Below are 15,053 nucleotides of genomic sequence, written 5' to 3' on the forward strand. Positions count from 1 at the left end.
ATCGCCATGCTGAAGGCAGGGTTCGGTGAGGAGGCTCGATGGCGGTGCGGCTGGCGCTGGCCGGGGGGCTGGAGTGGCTGGATTCGATTCCGGAAAGCGAACGCGCGACGGTTTTCACCGCGTTGTTCGCCATCTGCGACGGATCGGCCTTCTTGACCTACGGCGTATTCAAGGTCGGCGGCGGTCGCGACCGATTCCTGCTGACCGTGGCACCCGAACTCGCCATCCGGATCAGGATCGACTGGGCGCGTTCGGAGTTCGAGCTGCTCGGGTTCACCCGACGGGCCTTCGGCTGGCCGGCCGAGCTGGACGCGCTGTGAAGCGCCGCGGCATCCGGGTGCGGACCTGACACGACCGGCCTAGGCAAAACTCACGACGGGAAAGCGTATTCCTTCAATCCCGTGGCCGGGTGATCAAAATCCCGTAGACTGACGACGAAGCCACTGAACTGGGGTGCGAGGTGCTTCGTGGTGATCAAAGTGCTGCTCGCTGAAGATATGCATATGGTCCGCGGGGCTCTCGTGGCCCTGCTCAACCTGGAACCTGACATAGAAGTGGTCGCCGAAGTCGCTTCCGGTGACCAGATCTTGCCGACCGCGAAATCGGTCCAACCCGATGTCGCGGTGATCGACATCGACCTGCCGGGCAAGGACGGTTTGACAGCGGCCGTCGAGATCCACGAAAGCCTGCCCGGCTGCCATACGCTGATCCTCACCAGTCTCGGCCGTCCCGGCACGGTCCGGCGCGCGCTGGACGCGAAGGTCAACGGCTTCCTGCTCAAGGACGCGCCGTCGGACAAACTGGCCAACGCGGTGCGGTCGGTCGCGATCGGGCGGCGGGTGATCGACAGCGAACTGGCGCTGGCCGCCTGGGAAACCGACGACTGCCCGCTGACCGGTCGCGAGATCGAGATCCTGCGCGTGACAGCGCGCGGCCGCACCGTCGCCGACATCGCGGCCGAGCTCTTCCTGTCGCCCGGCACGGTGCGGAACTACCTCGCCGCGATCGTCACCAAACTCAACGCCCGCAACCGGGTGCACGCGATCCGCATCGCCACCGACGCCGAATGGCTGTGACTCCCGCCTAGGTCGCTTCAGGCCTCGTGGAAGTCTTCGAGGCGACGGGCTTCCTCGGAGTTTTCCGTGGCGGCCAGCCAATGCGGATAGGTGACGTAGACCAGTTCCGTGTCCTCATCGGCCGAGTAGACGACCTCCGCACCCGCCCGCAGGTAGATCACCTCACCGGCCCGAGCCGTCACCGGCCCCGAAGGGCACTCGACGGTGAAGACACCCGAGGTGATGACCAGAGCCTCGTCATAGGTCATCTTCCACGGGTTCTTCTCGCCCTTCCCATAGCGGGCGAAGCCGACGGACATCGCCGCGCCGCTGTCCCGCGCGAGGACGTCGGCCAGGAAGATCTGCTGGTCGAGCCGCTGGAACCAGGTCGAGGGGTCATCGCTCGTGAAGTGTTCGACGGACATCCGGATCTCCTTAAGTGGAAGTTTCTCCGTTTAGCTAACCGGAGAAACTTCCACTTGTCCACCGACTAAGCTCATCAGGTGCTTCCCATCGCAGGGTCCGGGCCGGTCGAGCGCGCGGACGCGGCTCGCAACCGGCTGAAGATCGTCCGCGCGGCGGCCGAACTCGTGGCGGCCAAAGGGATCGACGGGCTCGCGCTGGACGAGGTCGCGGCGGAAGCGGGCGTCGGGATCGGGACCGTGTACCGGAGGTTCCCCGACAAGGGCGCGTTGGCGCAGGCGCTGCTCGACGAGAACGAGCGCGAGTTCCAGGAAGCCTTCATCAGTGGGACGCCGCCGCTCGGGCCGGGTGCGCCCGCCGCCCGAAGACTCGAGGCGTTCATCGACGCTTACGTCGACAGGCTCGAGACGCACGGGCAACTACTGATGGTCGCGGAGACGGAGACGCCGATGGCGCGCTTCGTGACCGGCGCGTACCGGTTGCACCACAGTCACTTGGTCGCCTTGATCAGCGAGATCGCCCCAGCCGTCGACGCGCACTTCCGGGCCGATGCCATCCTGGCGCCGCTCGCCGCGGCGCAGTATGTCCACCAGCGGCAAAGAATGACGCCGGAGCGGATCAAAGCCGGGCTACGAGATCTCCACGGGACCTAGCCGAAGCACGCCGTCGTCCAGCGGCACGCAGCGTTTCCCGCCGCGGCCCCGTAGCGCGCGGAAGGTGCCGGGCGGGTAGACGACGTCCATCCACGCGCAAGGGTTCGCGGGCCGGTGGATCTCGAAGCGCACGGGTCCGTCGCCGGAATCCAGCGTGAGGACGGAGTCCCGGGGCAGGGCGTCCACGTCGAAACCCGACAGCACGACATTCCGCCGTGCCAGCAGGGGATCACCGGGGACGGACGCCGAGAACAGCGTCACCGCGGCCTCACGATGGGCGGGGTGACCGAAGTACCGGTCACCGACCAACCCCAGTTTCGCGCGCACCTCGACGAAGTCACGCGAGACCGGTGAAGGGTCGGGACGAGGGCCGTCGGCGGGACGGCCCTCGTAGGCGTGCACGGGAGAGACGTGCAGCGCGACGATCAGCGCTCGCCCAGTTGCCATTCCGGCCGCACGTAGTGGCAGGTGTAACCGTTCGGGATGCGCTCCAGGTAGTCCTGGTGCTCGGGCTCGGCTTCCCAGAAGTCACCGGCCTGGGTCACCTCGGTGACGACCTTGCCCGGCCATTTGCCGGAGGCGTCGACGTCCGCGATCGTCGCCTCGGCGACCCGCTTCTGCGTGTCGTCGGTGTAGTAGATCGCCGACCGGTAGCTGGTGCCGAGGTCGTTGCCCTGGCGGTCGCGCGTCGTCGGATCGTGGATCTGGAAGAAGAACTCCAGGATCTGGCGATACGAGAGCCGCGCCGGGTCGAAGACGATCTCGATGCCTTCGGCGTGCGAGCCGTGATTGCGGTAGGTCGCGTTCGGCACGTCTCCACCGGTGTAGCCGACCCTGGTGGAGACGACTCCGGGGTGCCGGCGGAACAGATCCTGCATACCCCAGAAGCAGCCGCCCGCGAGAACAGCCTTTTCCGTCACTGTTGATCTCCTCTGGTCGTTGACACCCAGTACAACGTGTCGGACGGTCCCTGTCATCCCCGTCCGGGTGTGACGGAACGCTTACGTCCGCCATGCGTCTCACCCTGCGTGAAGATCCTGCTCGCGGTACTGGCCCTGGTCCTGACAGCCTGTTCGACCGGCAAGCCCGAGACACCGACACCGGAAGAAGCCTTCCGGTTCGGCGGGATCTCGATGCCCGCGAGCGGCAAGGTGCTGGAGACGAAGTACGAGAGGGGTATCGACGTGATGTACAAAGTCGTCCTCACTCTCCCGGCGGAGGACGTCCCGCAGCTGCTCAAGGCGTCGAACTTCGCCCCGGGCGTCACCGAAGACGACCAGCTCATCGACGGCCGTCGCGTGTTCCGCAAGGTGGCCGTGGACGGGACCACGGTGCGTCTCAGTCTTTTCACCACGTGAGCACACAGCGTGAAAAAGATGGGCCGTTCGGACTCGCCTGGGTGACCCCCTAACGTGTAGCCCCACGCACCATCCGCCGGAGGACGCATGGATCCGATCCGTGTACCGCCCGAAATGTTCCGTTTCACCGACGGCAACAGGTCCGGGCTCCCCCTGGCGATCCTGCATGCCTTCAGTGAGGCGAACGAGCGGCTCGAGACGGCACTCGGCATCGACGACATCCGCGTCGAGCTCCGCGCCGCCGGCTGGCTGGAGACGCTGGACGACGAAGACCTCGTCAAAGCACTGGACCAGCTGAGGAGCGAAGGCCAGCTCGACGTCGTCCAGAACCACGCCGGCGACTACCGGACGGCGTCCGAGTACGAGCGCCGCAATCTTCAGTACTCGCTCACTCGGCAGGGCGAAGCGGCGTACGCGGGTCTCGTCCGCGCGAACGAGGTGCTCAACGCGACCGGCGCGCTCCAGACGGCGACGCTCGAAGCGCTGGGCGAGCGGCTCGGCGAACTCGTCAGGCAGCTGGAAGACGGCACCGACAGGCGCGTGTTCAGCACGCTCGCCGAGGTCGAGAGCCATCTCGAGGCGTTCCGCGACGGCACGAAACGCTTCAACGGCGACCTCCAGCGCCTGCTGCACGCCGAAGCCGACCTAGCGACGTTCCACGAGGTCAAGGCGGCCACGGTCGCGTACCTGCAGGAGTTCCTGAACGACCTCGAACACCACACCCACACCATCGCCACCCGGGTGAAGGAGATCGACGACCACGGCATCGAGCGCGTGCACCGGCGCGCGCTCAACGGTGCCGTGCTTCCCAGTGCGGATCCGCGCTGGCTGGAGCTCCGCAAGGCGCGCTGGGACGGGCTTCGCGCGTGGTTCCTGCCCGAGGACGGGGCCGCGCCGCGGGTCGAGGACCTCCATCAGGTCTCGCGGCGGGCGATCATCACCCTGCTCCAGGTCCTGGACCGGATCACCGAGTCGCGGCGGCGCGCGAGCAGCGCGGTCGCCGACTTCCGCGAGCTGGCGCGGTGGTTCACCGTCGTCCCCGCGCAGGAGGACCTGCACCGCCTGTGGTCCACGATGTTCGGGCTCAGTTCCGCGCGGCACGCGCATCTGGCCCACGCGGATCCGGAAGTGGTCAGCACGACGGCGTCGTGGCTCGACGCGCCACCGGTCGAGGTGTCGGAGCTGCTCCGTTCGGCGGGCCGCACCGAGCGGTTCACCAGGACCGGAAGGGTTCGCGACGTCACCGCGATCCGGGCGGCACGCGTCCGGCAGGCCATCGCCGAACGCGCCGAACTCGAGGCGGCGTGGAGCATGCTCGACACCGGCGGGGTCGTGCGGCTTTCCGCGTTCGAGAAGCTGGACCACACCGTTTTCGAACGGCTGCTGGACCTGCTGGGGCAGGCGCTGGGCAGCGGTCCCGACGCGAGCGGCGCCCGGCGGAGCACGACTTCCGACGGTCAGATCGAGATCATCCTGCGGCCGGCGCGGAACGGTTCGGTGGCGCGCCTGACCACCACGAGCGGCGTCTTCCGCGGCCCCGACTACGAAATCGAGATCAGCACGGCCGGAGGCAGTGCGTGAGCCTGACGAACCAACTGGTCATCGCGGAACGCGAGGAGGTCGCGCGCGGGATCAGGGCGCTGCTGGCCAAACCGCTGATCGGCGAACGCGGCTCCCCGGAGACCTTCGACCTCATCCGGCGCCGCCGCGAACCCATCCGGCAGTGGTTCGACTACTACTGCGGCTGGACGCTCACCGTCGAACCCCGGCTCGGGTACGCCCGGCTGGTCAAGGTCCGCGCGGCCGCCGACCCCACCCGCCCGGCGCGACGGCTCCGTTCCGGACGCGCGGCCTTCGACCGCCGTCGCTACGTCCTGCTGTGCGTGGTGGCGGCCGAACTGCTCACGGTGCCGGTGACCACGATCGGCCTGCTCGCTGACCGCGTCGGCCGGGCGAGTGCCGCCGACGACCTCGTCACCACCTTCGACGTCACCTCCAGGGCCGAGCGCCTCGCGTTCGTGGACGTCCTCGGACTCCTGGAGTCCTTCGGCGTTCTGGAGACGGCCGACGGCGACGCAGAGTCCTTTGTGGACGAAACCGCGGCGAAGGTGCTGTTCCGGGTCGACGCGACCCTGCTGCTGCGGATACTCGCCGCCCCTGTCGGGCCGTCTCAGCTGGCTGTCCCCGCCGACGACGTCGCGCTGCGGTTCGAGGAACTGCTGGACGCGGTGTCCTACGAGCAGCGCTACGGCCTCTCGTCGGGGCGCCACGAGGACACGCCGAACGCGTCCGACGTCCAGCGGAATCTGTGGCTCCGGCACGCCGTCTTCCGCCGTCTCGTCGACGATCCGGTGCTGTACTTCGGCGAACTCACCGCGGAGGAGCGCGCGTACCTCGGGTCGCCGACGGGACGCCAACTGCTGCGCCGCGCCGCCGAACAGGGCGGTTTCGTCCTCGAAGAGCGCGCTGAGGGGGTGCTGCTCGTCGACGTCGACGGGCTGGCCACCGACGAGAAGTTCCCGGACGACGGCAGCAACGCCAAGGTCGCCGCACTCCTGCTGCTCGACGCACTGGACGAGCCGCGGACGACCGACTACCTGCGCAACGCCACCGCCAAGCTGCTGAAACGGTTCCCGCGCTGGGCCAAGACCTACCGGGGCAAGGACGGCGTGCGACGGCTGACCGTGGACGCGCTCGCCGTGCTGACCGGTTTCGGGCTCGTCCGTACCGAAGCCGAACTCGTCCGGCCGCTCCCGGCCGCCGCGAGGTACACCGACCGAAACGAGGAGGCGACGTGACCGTGACGAGGTGGATCCCGTCCCGCGCGGGCATCCTCAACATCTGGCGCTACTACGACGAGATCTTCGAGTTCCACGACGGGCGCCTGCTGCTGCGCGGCCCCAACGGGAGCGGGAAGTCCAAGGCGCTGGAGCTGCTGCTGCCGTTCCTGTTCGACGCGAGCCTGCGCGCCAACCGGCTGTCGACCTTCGGCACGAGCGAGCGCAGCATGCACTGGAACCTGATGGGCGAGGGTGCTTCCGGCGCCACCCGTGTCGGGTACGTGTGGCTCGAATTCCGCATGGCCGACGACAAGTGGTTCACCTGCGGCGCGCGGCTTCAGGCCAGTACGCACACCAGCACGGTGCACGCCGATTTCTTCACCACCGGGCTGCGCGTCGGCGACGGTCTGCCGCTGGTCAACGAGGCAGGCCAGCCGCTGACCAAGAACGCGCTGGAAGAGACCCTCGGCGAGAACGGGACGGTGCACACGGGCGCCGCCGAATACCGCACCGAGATCCGCGCGAAACTGTTCCCCACCCTGAGCGAGCAGCGGTACGACGCGCTGATCACCGCGCTCCTCCAGCTGCGGATGCCCAAACTCTCGCAGCGGCTCGACCCGAGCCTGCTGTCCAACCTGCTGTCCCGCGCGCTCCCGCCGTTGGGGCAGCAGGAGATCGCGGATCTCGCCGAGGGCTTCGAGCGGCTGGACGCGCAGCGCGAACGGCTGGGTTCGCTGGAGACCGAGGTCGACGCGACCCGCGCGCTCGCCGCGCGGCAGAAGACCTACGCCCAGCGTGTCCTGCGCGCGGGCGCCGCGAATCTCATCGCCGCGACCACCGAACTCGACGAGCTCGCCTCGGCCGCCCGCCGTTCGGCCGAGGAGTACGACGAGATCGCCGCGAGCAAGGAAGCCTCCGAGGAACGGGCGGCGAAGCTCGAAAAGGACGTCGAGGAGACCGAGGCCCGCCTTTCCGGGCTGACCGAATCCGAGTCGTACCAAAAGGGCCAGGAACTCGACAAGCTGCGGCAGCGCACGGTTTCCGCGCGAGAACAGGCGGAAACGCTCCGCGCGGACGCCGTCAGGCTGCGTACCGAAGCGGATGCCGATGGAGAACGATCGCGAGCGGCGCACCAGGTCGCGAAGCGGCAGGCCGACCTCGTCCGCTCGCAGGAGACCGAGGTCCGTGCCGCCGCGACCCGCGCGAATCTGGCCGGCGTGCACGACGAACTCGTCGCCGGATTGGGCGGGGCGGCCCGGCTCCGTCCGCTGCTGCAGGCCGCCGTCCGGGGTAAGCGCGACCAGGTCGAGACCGTCGGCCGGGCGCTGGACAAGCACGAGCGCGCCGTCGGCCGCCGTCACCAGGCCGAAGCGGAACTGGATCGGGCGAGGTCGGATTTCTCGGCCGCGCAGGAGAAACTGGATCTCACGACGGCGACCCGCGAACTCGCGCTGAGCGATCTGCGCACCCGGCTCGCCGAATGGGCGATCGGCTGCCGTGAGCTGCGCTTCCCCGACGTGGAAGCGCTCGTGCGGGAAGCCGAAGCGGAAGTCGCGCTGCTGGGCAGGGTCAGCGTGGTCGCCGAGACCGTGCTGGAGGACATCGTCCGGCAGGAGGCGGCGACCGGTGCCGCGCTGTCCGCCGCGCGCGCCGAACACGACGAACTCCTCGTCGAGGCGGGCGTGCTCGAAACGGAGGACGTCCTCACCCCCGCGTCGCCACCCACCCGGACGGCGGACCGGACAGAGATGCGCGGCGCGCCTCTGTGGCGGTTGGTCGATTTCGCCGGCTCAGTCCCCGCGGGCACGCACGCCGGGATCGAAGCCGCGCTCGAAGGCGCCGGTCTTCTGGACGCCTGGGTGAACTCCCACGGTGTCGTCGACGGCCACGACGTACTCGCGGAAACCGGGACGCTGCCGGTGGCCTCCGGCCGTTCGCTCGCCGACGTCCTCGTTCCGGAACCCGACGCGGGAGTCGCCCCGGCGAAGGTCCGGCGGGTGCTGGAAGTGATCGCCTTCGACGACGAACTCCCCAGCGGACCCGCCGCGATCGGTGCCGACGGCAGCTGGCGGATGGGGAGCCTTTCGGGCAGCTGGACGAAGGAAGCCCCCGCCTACATCGGTTCCTCCGCCCGCCTGCGGGCCAGGGAGCGCCGCGTCGCCGAGCTGCGGGACGAGATTTCCGGCCGCGAGAAGATCATCGCCGAGCTGGAGGGCGAACTGGCCGCGCTGCGGGGCAGGCGCGAGCTGATCAAGATCGAACGCGCCGCCCGTCCCGGCCACGAAGATCTTCTCGCCGCGACCCAGGAACTGACCGCGGCCGAGGCCGATCTGACCGCCGTCGACTCCGCCGTCCGGCACCGGGAAACCACCGTCTCCGCGCTCGAGATCGAGGCCAAAACCGCCCTGCACGAGCTGACCGGCCAGGCTTCCGAAAACGGGCTGCCGACCGAACGCACCCCGCTCAACGCGCTCGCCACGGCCCTGCGCACCTACTCCGACCAGGGCGAGAACTGGCTGTACGAGCACGCGAACCTGCTCACCGCGACCCAGCGGGCCGGGACCTTCGCCGAACAGGCCGACCGTGCGGAGGCGAACGCCGCCCGGCGCGAGGACGAGGCTTCCGACGCGGAGGCCGAACGCACCAAGCTCACCGCGATGCTCGACGCGATCGAGGGCACCGTCGGCACCGGCCAGCGTGAGGTGCTCGCCGAAATCGACGGCCTGCGCGCGAAACTGCGCGGACTCGCCGACGAGCTCCGCACCGTGAACCGCGAGGCCAAGGACCTGGCCGTGGCGTTGGGCGCACTCGGCGTCCGGCGCACGACCGACGCGCGGGCCCGCGAAGACGCTGCCTCGAAGCAGGACGCCGCCGCGCTCCGGTTCCGGAAACTCGCCACGGGCGTCTTCCCCGCGGACGGCGGGATCGAGGACCTGCCGAAGTTCCAGGCCACGTTGTCCGCCTCCGACGACGTGCGGGCGGCGCTCGACACGGCCCGGCTGGTGGCCGCGGCGTGGCCGTCCGTGCCGCATGCGCCGAGCAACCTCGGCGAGGCGCTGCACCGGCTTTCCGAGGCCGTGCACACCTGCCGGAACACGCTCAGCTCGCGGGCGGAACTCGATCTGGAGACCGACGAGGACGTCCAGATCTTCACCGCCGTCGTCGACGGGCTGCGGGTCGGCGCGGCCGAACTGCTGAAGATCCTCTACGCGGAAGCGGAACAGAGCAGGCACGAGATCACCGGCCGCGAGAGCGACCTGTTCGACAAGACGCTGACCGGTGAGACCCGCCGGCATCTCGCGGCCCGCATCCGGCAGGCCAACGACCTCGTCGACGGGATGAACGCGCGCCTGGAGCGGGTGCGGACGGCGTCCAGGGTCGCCGTCCGGCTGGTCTGGCAGGTCTCCCCCGATCTGCCGCCGGGCACCAAGACCGCGCGGGACCTGCTCCTGAAGGATCCGGACGAGCTGACCACCGAGGACCGCGCGTCGCTGCACAAGTTCTTCCGCGAGCGCGTCGAACAGGCCAAGGCGGACGACACCGCGACCAGCTGGGAACAGCAGCTCGCGCAGGTCTTCGACTACACGTCCTGGCACCGGTTCGTGGTCAAGGTGGACCGTGCCAACGGGGCGGGCTGGCAGCTGCTGACCAAGAAGCTGCACGGCGCGCTTTCCGGTGGGGAGAAGGCGATCGCGCTGCACCTGCCGCTGTTCGCCGCCGTCGCCGCGCACTACCAGGCCGTACCCGAGGCACCGAGGGTGATCCTGCTCGACGAGGTGTTCGTCGGCGTCGACACCACCAACCGAGGACAGGTGTTCGGACTGCTGTCCGCACTCGACCTCGACCTGATGCTGACGTCCGACCACGAGTGGTGCACCTACGCCGAACTCGGCGGTGTCGGGATCCACCAGCTCATCACCGGCGGCGACGGTGACGACGCCGTCACCACGGCTCGGTTCACCTGGAACGGCCACGACCTCCTGCCCGCCGGACATTAGCCTGAGCGGCCCCAAAGCCGGGCGCAGCGGAGCCCTTTCCGCGGTTCGTCCTTGTGCGGGGCGGGATGGCTCGCTACGTTCCCACCGGTGGCGCCGACGGCTGTGCGGATCCAGGTGCTGGGTTCGTTGCGCGTGTGGCTCGACCGGGCGGAACTCGATCTCGGCCCACCGGGCCGCCGTGCCGTCCTGGGGTTGCTCGTACTCGCCGGCGGCGAGGCGATGTCCAAGCAGGACCTGGTGGACGCGCTCTGGGGTGAACGGCCGCCACGCAGCGCGGTGAACGTCCTGCAGACGCACGTCAAACATCTTCGGCGGCTGCTGGAACCCGGCCGTCCGTCCCGGTCCGGGAGCGAGATCCTGCCGCATGTCGGCGGTGGATACGCGCTGCGCCGGGAGGCCGTCGAGGTCGATCTTCCCCACGTCCGCGGGCTCGTCGCCGAGGCGAACGACGCCCAGCGCGACGGCGAGACGGGCCGTGCCGCGGCCTTGTTCGGCGAGGCCTTGCGCTGGTGGCACGGGAAACCACTGGCCGATATCCCTTTGCTCGCAACACATCCGAAGGTCGTGGCCCTGATCGCGGAACGTCGTGCGCTGCTCGCCAGGTACGGCGACGCGATGCTCGCCATCGGCGCCGCCGACGAAGTGCTGACCGAACTGGTCGAAGCCGCCGCCGACCAGCCACTGGACGAGCCCGCCCAGGCCCGGCTGATCCGCGCGTATCACGGAGCGGGTCAGCGGGCGACGGCTTTCCGGCTCTATCAGGAGGTTCGCGAGCGGCTCGTGGAGGAACTGGGTGTCGAACCGGGACCCGAACTCCTCGCGGCGCACGCCGCCCTGCTCGACGACGGCGAGCCGCTCCCGTCCCCGCGTCCCCGCGCCCGGGTCCCCCGGCAGTTGCCCGCCGAACCGCCCGGGTTCACCGGCCGGACCACCGAACTGTCCATTTTGGACGAACTGGTGCCGAGGTCCGGCGGTGTCGGCGGCGCCGTGGCGCTCGCGGCCATCACGGGTACCGCGGGCGCCGGGAAGACGGCGCTCGCCGTGCACTGGGCGCACCGCGTGAAGGACCGGTTCCCCGACGGCCAGTTCTACGCGAACCTGCGCGGCCATTCGCCCGGCCCGCCCGCGACAGCGCTCGAAGTGCTCACCCGCTTCCTCGCCGCGCTGGAGATCCCCGCCGAACGTCTGCCCGCGGACACGGAGACCGCGTCCGCGCTGTACCGGACGCTGATGACCGACCGGAAGGCCTTGGTACTGCTGGACAACGTCGCTCGCGTGGACCAGGTCCGGCCGCTGCTGCCCGCCGGTCCCGGCTGCCTGGTGCTGGTGACCGCCCGCGACCGGATGGCCGGTCTGGTCGCCTTCCACGGCGCCCGGCGGCTCACCCTCGGCATGCTCGACCCCGGTGAGGCACTGGAACTGCTCGCGCGGGTGCTCGGCGCAGACTGGATCAAGGCCGAACGCGAAGCGGCCGCCGAGGTGGCCGAACTGTGCGCGTACCTGCCGCTCGCCCTGCGGATCGCCGCGGCCAACCTCGCCGACCATCCCGGGAACGGCATCGAGGACTACTCCGTCGAGTTGCGCAAGGGCAACCTGCTCGCCGCGCTCACCGTTCCGGGCGACGAACAGATCGCCATCCGGACGGCCTTCGACCTCTCTTACCGGGCCTTGCCCGCGGAAACGAGCCGCCTGTTCCGGTTGCTGAGCCTGGTGCCGGGCAACGACATGGGCGTCGAGGCGGTCGAGATCCTCACCGGCTCGGGGCAGGCGGGCCCGATGCTGGACGCGCTCGCGGGCGCGCATCTGGTCGAACAGCACGCGCCGGACCGCTACCACTTCCATGACCTGCTCCGGCGCTACGCCGCCGATCGCCTGGAAGCGCGGGAATCCCCGGCCGAGATCGGATCCGCCCGCGGCCGGTTGCACGAGTGGTACCTGCGTGCCGTCGACAACGCGGCGAAACTGGCGTACCCGCACATGTTCCGTCTTCCGCTTTCGGTGCCCGACGGGCCGATCCCCGCCGCCGTGAAGGAGAACGCGGCGGACTGGCTGGAGACCGAACTGGGCAACCTCGTCGCCGTCATCGAGGACGCGGCGCGGATCGGGCCGCGTCCGATGGCCTGGCTGCTGGCCGACGCGCTGCGCGGCTACTTCTGGATGTCCCTGCGCCAGGTGGAATGGCGGGCGGCCGCCGCGGCCGCGCTGTCCGCCGCCGAGGAGGACGGCGATCCGCGTGCCCGCGCGGCCGCCAGGTTCAGCCTGGCCGACCTGAGTTTCCGCCAAGGGCGATACCGGGAGGCCGTCCGGTACTACACCGGCGCGCTGATGCTCGCCCGGCGGGCGGGCTGGGTGGAGGCGCAGGCCGCGGTGCTGGGCAACCTCGGTTGCGCGTACTGGCAGTCCGGACGGCTTCCGGCCGCCGCGGCGCGGTTCTCCCGGGGGCTGGAGTTGAGCAGACGCGCCGGCAGGGCGGCCGGGGAAGCCGTGGCGCTGGGCAATCTGGGGCTCGTCCACTGGGAGATGGGCGATCTGCCCAGGGCGGCCGAGCACTACGCCCGGGCCCTGCGCCGGTATCGCCGGATCGGTTCGCGCTACGGGGAAGCGATCAACCTGAGCAACCTCGGCCAGGTGCAGCACGCCCGCGGGCGGGTCAGCGAAGCGGCCGGACTGCTCGCCGAGGCCCTCACCCTGCATCGCGAGGCCGGGAACCGCGCCGGGGAGGCGGAAACGCTCGGCAGGCTCGCCTCGGCGTACTGCGATCTCGGCCGTCTCGCCGACGCGCTCACCCACGCGCGCGACGGGCTGCGGCTGGCGCACGAGACCGGCGAACCGCGAGGCGAGGGCGAGGTGCTCGTCGCGCTCGCGAGCGTGCACCATCGCGCCGGTCACCGGCGGGACGCCGTCCGCCGGTACCGGCAGGCGCTGGCGCTGCTGAGGGAAACCGGCGACCGCTACCCCGAGGCCGACGCGCTCATCGGCCTCGCCGTCGCCACCGGCGACCTCGGCCAGGCCCGCCAAGCGCTCGCCCTCGCCGAACGGGCAGGCTACGGCGCGCTACGAAGACGGGCGGCCGCGGCCGTCGAAGCGATCCTCCGCGCCTGAGTCAGGCGGCGACGTCGCTACGGCTTTCGTACCCGCCCGCCGGGTCGAAGGTGACGACGACCCACGGGTTGACGCCGTGTTCCTTGCCTTTGCTGTCCAGGCAGGAGAACTCGCTCATGTCGTAGGCCTGCCAGACCGAGCTGTTCGGTTTCCCGCCCAAGGATTCCTCGATCCGGCCGACCCAGCGGCAGGCGGAACTGTGCACCCGCGCCGTCACCGACGGCTCGGCCCAGACGATCGTTCCGCCGTTCGCGCACCAGGAAAGGTCGAACGTGTAGGTCCATTTCCCCGGGTCCTCGAGTACGACCGGTTTGATGACCTTGGCGCCGGAGGCGCATTCCCTGGCCGCGTTCGCCTCGCCGGTGGCGACGAACGTGAGCCCGGCGCACAGGATCACCGAACCGGCGAGCATCTTCTTGAGCGTCATCGCTCCCCCTGAATCCGTTGTCCTCCCACTGTTCCCCCGGCCCCGGCCGTCCGCAAGCCGCCGGACGCCGGGTCCAACCGACGTCCAATGGCCGTCCAGTGCCGCCGAATAGCTTGGGGCGCACTGTTTTCCGTTGAGGGGAGTACGGATGAGGGCACGACTCAAGAAAGCCTTGATCGCGGCGGCCACCACGGTGTCCGTCGCGGCGGCGCTCGTCGCCGGCACCGGGAGCGCGAATTCGGCGCAAGCGGCCGGACCGGAGGCGTTCGCGATCTCGTCGGACGGCAAGCTGATGGCCTACTTCAACACCGCCACACCCCAGGTACTCAACTGGGTCCGGCTCGTGCAGGGACTCACCTGCGGGGAGACCTATCTGATCGGGATCGACTTCCGGGTACAGGACGGTCTGCTGTACGGGGTGGGGAACAAGGGCTGCATCTACACGATCTCGACCCCGCCGAAGACGCCGGACGTCGTCGTCACGAAGGTCTCGCAACTGACCATTCCGCTGTACGGCAAGGACTTCGGCGTCGACTTCAACCCGGCGGCCGACCGGCTCCGGGTGATCAGCGACAACGGCCAGAACCTGCGGCACAACATCGGGGGCACCACGGTCGAAGACACCGCCCTGACCACACCTCCCGCACCCGGGCGGACCCACGGGGTCACGGCCGCCGCCTACACGAACAACGACCTCAACCCCGACACCGCCACCACGTTGTTCGACATCGGCACGGCCACCGACCAGGTGCTCATCCAGGCACCGGCCAACAACGGGCTCCTCAGCCCCACCGGGGCGCTCGGCGTCGACGCCGGCCCGATCGCGGGCTTCGACATCTTCAGCGATCTGACCAACGGCAAGACGACCTCGGTGAGCGCGTTCGCCGTGCTCAACCCGGCCGCCGGACCGCCGCCTTCGACGCTCTACACCGTCAACCTGCTGACCGGAGCGGCGACCAAGGTCGGCGACTTCCCGCTGCCGATCGGTGACATCGCGGTCGCTCTCGACACGGCTTACTGAGCGAGTGGTGCTGTTCGGTGTTCGGTCTCGGCTTTGGCCTTGGCCTTGGCCTTGGCCTTGGCCTTGGCCGGATACCGAACAGTTCCGTTTCCGGAATTCGGCGATGGTCGCTTTCTCGATGATGCCTCGTGTTCGTCTGTTGCCGGAAATCGGCGACGCCTCGCGGGAGTGTGGGGTCGGGAGCTGCCGGCGGCCGGTCACACGCCCACCTATTGCCGGAAACCGGCGACGCCTCG

The 15,053-nt window shown here is 69.7% G+C and carries 13 protein-coding genes; 9 read left to right on the forward strand and 4 right to left on the reverse strand.

The window, feature by feature from the left end:
- Positions 1-38 precede the first annotated feature (38 nt).
- Entirely contained in the window at positions 39-320 is a 282-nt protein-coding gene (locus tag HDA45_RS15675) for a DUF6235 family protein (protein WP_184895970.1), read from the forward strand.
- A gap of 150 nt (positions 321-470) precedes the next feature.
- Entirely contained in the window at positions 471-1,076 is a 606-nt protein-coding gene (locus HDA45_RS15680; RefSeq protein WP_484477142.1) for a response regulator transcription factor, read from the forward strand.
- Between the two features lie 17 nt (positions 1,077-1,093).
- On the opposite strand, the gene HDA45_RS15685 is transcribed toward HDA45_RS15680, so the two are convergent.
- Positions 1,094-1,480, reverse strand: a complete 387-nt coding sequence (locus HDA45_RS15685; protein WP_184895974.1) for a cupin domain-containing protein — start codon at positions 1,478-1,480, stop codon at positions 1,094-1,096.
- Between the two features lie 78 nt (positions 1,481-1,558).
- Here HDA45_RS15685 and HDA45_RS15690 point away from each other — a divergent pair, with 78 nt between their 5' ends.
- The gene (locus HDA45_RS15690; RefSeq protein WP_184895976.1) at positions 1,559-2,131 is read left to right on the forward strand and encodes a TetR family transcriptional regulator; all 573 of its coding nucleotides are present in this window, start codon (positions 1,559-1,561) and stop codon (positions 2,129-2,131) included.
- On the opposite strand, the gene HDA45_RS15695 is transcribed toward HDA45_RS15690, so the two are convergent.
- Positions 2,108-2,578, reverse strand: coding sequence for a molybdenum cofactor biosysynthesis protein (locus HDA45_RS15695; protein WP_184895978.1), 471 nt, complete (start codon positions 2,576-2,578; stop codon positions 2,108-2,110). The two genes, HDA45_RS15690 and HDA45_RS15695, sit on opposite strands and share 24 nt — an antisense overlap.
- Entirely contained in the window at positions 2,557-3,051 is a 495-nt protein-coding gene (gene msrA / locus HDA45_RS15700) for a peptide-methionine (S)-S-oxide reductase MsrA (protein WP_343072074.1), read from the reverse strand. The genes HDA45_RS15695 and msrA overlap by 22 nt, the downstream gene beginning before the upstream one ends.
- Before the next feature lie 108 nt (positions 3,052-3,159).
- On the opposite strand from msrA, the gene HDA45_RS15705 reads away from it, so the two are divergent.
- From HDA45_RS15705 to HDA45_RS15725, 5 genes are all read left to right on the forward strand, one after another.
- Positions 3,160-3,489 (forward strand): hypothetical protein, encoded by a 330-nt coding sequence (locus HDA45_RS15705; protein ID WP_184895982.1) that lies wholly within the window; start codon positions 3,160-3,162, stop codon positions 3,487-3,489.
- Positions 3,490-3,576: 87 nt separating this feature from the next.
- Positions 3,577-5,070, forward strand: coding sequence for a TIGR02677 family protein (locus HDA45_RS15710; protein WP_184895984.1), 1,494 nt, complete (start codon positions 3,577-3,579; stop codon positions 5,068-5,070).
- The gene (locus tag HDA45_RS15715) at positions 5,067-6,287 is read left to right on the forward strand and encodes a TIGR02678 family protein (RefSeq protein ID WP_184895986.1); all 1,221 of its coding nucleotides are present in this window, start codon (positions 5,067-5,069) and stop codon (positions 6,285-6,287) included. Before HDA45_RS15710 ends, HDA45_RS15715 begins: the two co-directional genes overlap by 4 nt.
- Positions 6,284-10,267, forward strand: coding sequence for a TIGR02680 family protein (locus HDA45_RS15720; RefSeq protein ID WP_184895988.1), 3,984 nt, complete (start codon positions 6,284-6,286; stop codon positions 10,265-10,267). Before HDA45_RS15715 ends, HDA45_RS15720 begins: the two co-directional genes overlap by 4 nt.
- 87 nt (positions 10,268-10,354) lie before the next feature.
- On the forward strand, positions 10,355-13,369 hold the full coding sequence (locus HDA45_RS15725; RefSeq protein ID WP_343072075.1) for an AfsR/SARP family transcriptional regulator: 3,015 nt from the start codon (positions 10,355-10,357) through the stop codon (positions 13,367-13,369).
- 1 nt (position 13,370) lies between these two features.
- Here HDA45_RS15725 and HDA45_RS15730 read toward each other — a convergent pair whose 3' ends face one another.
- A complete protein-coding gene (locus HDA45_RS15730) occupies positions 13,371-13,796 on the reverse strand; it encodes a hypothetical protein (protein ID WP_184895990.1) in 426 nt (141 codons plus the stop codon).
- A 148-nt stretch (positions 13,797-13,944) separates the two neighbouring features.
- On the opposite strand from HDA45_RS15730, the gene HDA45_RS15735 reads away from it, so the two are divergent.
- On the forward strand, positions 13,945-14,817 hold the full coding sequence (locus HDA45_RS15735; RefSeq protein ID WP_184895992.1) for a DUF4394 domain-containing protein: 873 nt from the start codon (positions 13,945-13,947) through the stop codon (positions 14,815-14,817).
- The last annotated feature ends 236 nt before the right edge of the window (positions 14,818-15,053 follow it).

This window comes from Amycolatopsis umgeniensis (genome assembly GCF_014205155.1).
In the GTDB taxonomy this organism is placed as follows: Bacteria; Actinomycetota; Actinomycetes; order Mycobacteriales; family Pseudonocardiaceae; genus Amycolatopsis; species Amycolatopsis umgeniensis.

What these genes read in the sequence shown, in the direction of transcription:
- HDA45_RS15675 (WP_184895970.1), top strand. Translation starts at nt 39, where the DNA reads ATGGCGGTGCGGCTGGCGCTGGCCGGGGGGCTGGAGTGGCTGGATTCG.
- HDA45_RS15685 (WP_184895974.1), bottom strand. Translation starts at nt 1,480, where the DNA reads ATGTCCGTCGAACACTTCACGAGCGATGACCCCTCGACCTGGTTCCAG.
- HDA45_RS15695 (WP_184895978.1), bottom strand. Translation starts at nt 2,578, where the DNA reads ATGGCAACTGGGCGAGCGCTGATCGTCGCGCTGCACGTCTCTCCCGTG.
- HDA45_RS15710 (WP_184895984.1), top strand. Translation starts at nt 3,577, where the DNA reads ATGGATCCGATCCGTGTACCGCCCGAAATGTTCCGTTTCACCGACGGC.
- HDA45_RS15730 (WP_184895990.1), bottom strand. Translation starts at nt 13,796, where the DNA reads ATGACGCTCAAGAAGATGCTCGCCGGTTCGGTGATCCTGTGCGCCGGG.
- HDA45_RS15735 (WP_184895992.1), top strand. Translation starts at nt 13,945, where the DNA reads ATGAGGGCACGACTCAAGAAAGCCTTGATCGCGGCGGCCACCACGGTG.